Genomic DNA, 3,692 nt, shown 5'->3' on the forward strand with positions numbered 1-3,692 from the left:
GATCACCCGCTGGAAGATTCCTTCGCCGTCGACTCGCTCCGCTCCCGCTCCGCCGGAACGTGGCTCGACGCGATTCACGCCTTTCTCCGCGCACATCACGAGTACGACGGCATGATGGCCCGATTCGAAGACCGGGAATCGGGAGACGAGTTTGATGTTCCGCTTGCCGATGCGTGGGGTAAGGAGTACAGCAAGAAGCAGTACGCGCGGGCTCGCGCGCTCCAGCGTCAGATGTCCGGCGGAAAGCGGCCGTCCGGTGGCAAAGCCGCTCCCGCGTGGGACGATCCAGTGACCGTGATGCTCACGCTTACCGCCTCATCGGTCCCAGATGGCGACCGCCTCCCGCCCGTCGAGCAGATGGACGCGATTCACGACGCTTTCAGTTACGGCGGCGTCCGCGACACGCTTCGCAACGTAATGGAGTATCACCTAGACTTGGACTCGGAGCAGTGGGGCTACTGGCTCCAAGCAGAACCGCACGGAATGGGCACCGCTGCGGACCCCGACAAAGACGCCGGGCTCAATGCCTGCTACACTCATATTCACGTCGGCGTCTATTTCGACGGTGCCGGGTTCGGTGATCTCCGCCCGGTAGCCTCTGAGTTTGAACGGGTGATTGACAAGCATCTCGAAGTGTGTGACCCGGCCGGTTGGTCCGCACACGACTACGACGCTATCGACGACTACCTTCAGGAAGACGACGGCTGTATATCGATGAACGCAGACGTCGGTAACCTCGGTTCCTACCTCGCCGCCTATATGGGCGGCTACACCGAGGACCTCCTAGACAAGCCGATCGAGTATATCGCATGGGGCGCGGTCTATTGGTCAGCTGCCCGCCAGCGGACCACCCGCTCGCAGACCGTGAATCAGGCCATCCGCGCCGATCGGTGTGAACAGCGCGCGGAAAACGAAGAGTCGGGACAGGTCGACGCCCACGGTGAGCGTATCCGCTGGGACGACGGTCGGGGTGCTGATGTCGTCTGCTCCTGTTGTGGTTCCCCGTGGACTGTCGACCAGGACCAACTCGATGGGCCTCCTGAGACCGATTCCGCGCTCGACGAAGATCTCTATTGGGCCGCTGACGCAGCTGCTCCAGCGCCAGAACCAGACCGGGTTCGGTCACTCGCAGAGCGTTGGCCAAGTGCTGATAGTGCGTGGTCCTACGGAGAGTCCCCACGTAAAACGCTCATACGTGACCGCGTACAGGACTACATCGACATACACGGGAGAGATGTCTCCCTCCCCTCGATCCTCGCGCACCTCAATATCGACCCCTCTTACCGAGAGTTCGTCGGTGAGATACTGAACGGCGAGAGGGAACCGGACTCCGAAGCCTTCGATCGACGTTCCACGGAACCCGCGTTCGGCTACGAGCTGAAAGCGATCGTCGATCGAGACGGGAATGAACACGAACCCGGCGGTGGCGGTGTCGATATGGTCTCACTAGAATTACCGATAAGAAATATTATCCAGAATACTCGGCTCCGACACGACCTCGCTCAAGGTGAGGTGTTCCGTGACGCCCGGACTGAGGTCGCGAGTCATAACCCGAAAACAGTCGCTTCCGCTTTCGTCAACGACGGAATCACCGATCCTGAAGTCGTTGATCGACTTCTGATCGTCGAGGACTACCACGTCTCCAATCCAGCGATGGATCGGGACGAACGTCGGGCTTGTATGACCCATCCAAGCGAACTGTAGGTTTGTGCCGTACAACTACTTTCACTCCGCACTATATTGGTTTATATACTAATTACTGCTCGATTAACAGTTGGAGATGTCGACTGAAAGACCGACGCCGCCTGACGGTTACGAACAGTTCGAAGGAGAGTCGCCGGAATCCGATGTTCCCACCGTAGAACTTGGCCCCGGTGACGTACTCGAAGGACTCGTACTCGACCTGACCGAAGGAGAAGGAGAGTACGGCCCCTGGTACCGGCTGAAGATCAAGGACGAGAGTCGCGGGGTCGTCCGATACTTCGCCAAGGACGACGTTAAGCGCGCAGCTGCGCAGGACCGAATCGAGGTTGGGGAAGACATCTGGATCGCGATGGACACCAACGAGGTGACCCTCGAACGCGACGACGGTTCGACGCACGACTACCACCCCACGAACTGCTTCTTCCCGGGTGGTGACTGATGGCGTCGTCATACTCGCGGACGATGTCCGACACCCTCTCCGACTACACCCACCTCCGGACGCTCCCGGCGCTGCTGTCAGTGGTGTTCGTTCTCGCTGGACTCTACCAGTTCGGTGGAATTTCAGAGGTCATGCTGACGTGGTTCAGCTACTCGCTGACCGCCCAGCACGCCACGTTCGTTTCGCTCGGCGCGTACGCGATCGCCTTCGCGAGCAGCGAGACGAAGCGGTTCGAACACTACGAACGCTGGGAACAGATCGCGATCGCAGCTGGTCCGGCCGTCATCGTCGGCTACCAGTACGTCCCGCAGATCGCTGATATCATCAACACGAGCAGCAACCTCGGGCCGATCGTCGCGTTCCTCGCGACGGTCGTCGCTTGGGGCGTCGCTGTTCGGTAACCACCCTCGACCACCAACTTATGAGTTCCAACCATGACGACCCGACTAGCTGTATCGCTTCGAATCGCCCTCCTGATGGGCCTGCTGTGGGCCCTGACGGTTCTGATACCGACCGCCCTACTCGTCTGGACCGCCGCACATTCGTGAAAGGTCTAGGCGCTGCTGGCGCTGCCACGGTCGGTCTTTCGTCGACGGCCACTCCGGCGGCGGCCGTCGACTGGAGTTCCATCGGTGTCACTGCTGGCTCCTACGCTCTGTTCGGCCCGGCGATCGCCGTCGGGTGGGCGCTCCGCGAGTTCGAAATCTACGGCGCTGACAGTCCTGCTGAGGGCCTCACTCCAGAGGTCTTGAAACAACAGGTCTACCAAAGTGCCAAGACCCGAGCATCGACCAACGCCTCGACCATCGTGGATAATCGAAACATCCTCGACGGCCTCGAACACACTGCGTACACCGAGGCGAAGATCGCAGCCATCGAGAAGCTGAACGCCGGCGAGTCCGAGTCTAACGTTCTCGATGCTGCGACCTCGGCTGTAAACTCGTACTTCGCTACTGTCGAATCGAACTATATCAAGTCGTGGAATGAGTCCGTCCTAGAGCTTGAGCAACTCGCCAACTCTCTATCGTCCCACACTGATACCGCCACTACGGATGTCCTTAGTGGTGCGGAAAGCGGTAGCTTCCCGCCTGATCCTTCGTTGTTCAAGACGAAGACTGCTACCCTCGCTGATGGAACTACTCTAGACATCCAGACCATCGAGTTCAATCGAGATAATGATACGTACGATTACAACTTCAGGCTCCAGAATCTCGACCCCGGCTCCGGTGGTCTACAAAAGGTGTGGGTCAGTCACGATGGCGACACGTTCACCTACCTCGACTACGCCGACTGGAACCCCGTCTGGTCCGACATGCAATCCAAACTCACCAATGTCCGCAACGGCATCTCGACGTGGGTCTCGTCGGTCTACGGCGACGTTCAGAGCGGCGACATCGAGATCTCCGACCTCGTGACGCCGAAAGAACGCGCTGCGATGATGTCCAAGGAGGAAGGCATGAGCCAAGCGATTGCCGACCTCATTGCGCTCAACATCCCGGTCGACCCGGAGCGCGAAGCGACGATCACCATGGGGGATACGGGCGCGACA

At 59.5% G+C, this 3,692-nt stretch carries 3 protein-coding genes and 1 pseudogene; all 4 read left to right on the plus strand.

The annotated features are described in order from the left end of the window. Nucleotides 1-1,704: hypothetical protein (locus tag EXE42_RS14820; RefSeq protein ID WP_137706830.1), on the plus strand; the 1,704-nt coding region annotated here is incomplete at its 5' end. A gap of 76 nt (nucleotides 1,705-1,780) precedes the next feature. Continuing rightward, nucleotides 1,781-2,143, plus strand: coding sequence for a hypothetical protein (locus EXE42_RS14825; protein ID WP_137694961.1), 363 nt, complete (start codon nucleotides 1,781-1,783; stop codon nucleotides 2,141-2,143). Next, a complete protein-coding gene (locus EXE42_RS14830) occupies nucleotides 2,143-2,544 on the plus strand; it encodes a hypothetical protein (protein ID WP_137706831.1) in 402 nt (133 codons plus the stop codon). The genes EXE42_RS14825 and EXE42_RS14830 overlap by 1 nt, the downstream gene beginning before the upstream one ends. Nucleotides 2,545-2,687: 143 nt before the next feature. Continuing rightward, nucleotides 2,688-3,692, plus strand: a pseudogene (locus EXE42_RS14835) (hypothetical protein); the annotation flags it as partial.

Origin of the sequence: Halorubrum sp. SP3 (assembly GCF_005435195.1) — an archaeon.
In the GTDB taxonomy this organism is placed as follows: Archaea; Halobacteriota; Halobacteria; order Halobacteriales; family Haloferacaceae; genus Halorubrum; species Halorubrum sodomense.

What these genes read in the sequence shown, in the direction of transcription:
- EXE42_RS14825 (WP_137694961.1), top strand. Translation starts at nt 1,781, where the DNA reads ATGTCGACTGAAAGACCGACGCCGCCTGACGGTTACGAACAGTTCGAA.
- EXE42_RS14830 (WP_137706831.1), top strand. Translation starts at nt 2,143, where the DNA reads ATGGCGTCGTCATACTCGCGGACGATGTCCGACACCCTCTCCGACTAC.